Raw genomic sequence first — 912 nt, 5'->3', positions numbered from 1 at the left:
CCCCCCGTCCGAGTACGTAACGCCGACCAGCGGGGCTAGGACCTCCCAGTTCAGCGACTCGTACAGTCCCCGTCCCTCCGTCGTCGCGCCCAGGATCCCGACCGACGCGCCCTGTTCGTACGCCGCGTTGTGGAGCGTGCGCATCACCAGGGCGCCCAAGCCCCTGCGGCGGTGCGCCGGGGCCGTCTCCACCTGGTCCACCACCGCCGTCCTGCCGGTCGGCGCGACCTGGCCGCGTGCGGCGAAGCCGCCGTCGGGGGCGGTGACGAGCAGGCGTGTGACGCCGCCGCGCTGCCAGGACTTGAGCGTGTACCCCTCCGGCGCGTTCCCAGGAGCCGGCGCGCCACGCGACGGGCGCAACGGCGTCGTCATCAGCCAGCCAGGGCCGTCCGACACCCACTCCGGGCCGAGCCATGGGGTGACGGTTTCGGGCGGCAGGAAGATCTTGAGCGCGACGGCCGGCGCTGCGTACGCCTCAGCCAGCTTGCGGACCGTCGCCTCGTCCGCGTCGGTCAGGACGTGCCGGGTGGCGTGGTGCGGCAGCCCCACGTCGACCGTGAGGCCCCAGGGTTGCGGAACCGGGTCCGAGGCGCCCCGGGACACGACCCATCCCTCCACCCACGCACGGATCGCAGCGGCGGTGGAACCGAAGGACGAGCTGAGCATGCGGAGCTCCTTGGGAGTCGACGGCCAGCAGCCGATAGCCGAGCCCGAGCCGACAGCCGATAGCCGAGCCGACAGCCAGCAGCCGACAGCCGACTGTCGACAGTCGTTGAAACAGTGGCATCAGCCGGCCCGGAAGCACCCCAGCGCCAGTAATACCCATCAGGCCAATAAGCCTATTACAACCCCTCAGTGCCGTCCAGGGCTGAGGACCCGCCCCAGCCCTGGACGGCACTGAGGGGTTGTAAT

Annotated in this window: 1 protein-coding gene; it reads right to left on the bottom strand. The window is 71.2% G+C overall.

Going from position 1 to position 912, the window contains the following annotated elements; all coding sequences use genetic code 11:
- The coding region (locus E2E34_RS34700; protein ID WP_138905767.1) for a GNAT family N-acetyltransferase at positions 1-666 on the bottom strand (666 nt) is incomplete at its 3' end.
- Between the last annotated feature and the right edge of the window lie 246 nt (positions 667-912).

Source organism: Streptomyces albidochromogenes (assembly GCF_005981925.1).
In the GTDB taxonomy this organism is placed as follows: Bacteria; Actinomycetota; Actinomycetes; order Streptomycetales; family Streptomycetaceae; genus Streptomyces; species Streptomyces albidochromogenes.
Note: the sequence above shows the minus strand (reverse complement) of the source record. Positions and strands in the feature narration are given on the sequence as shown.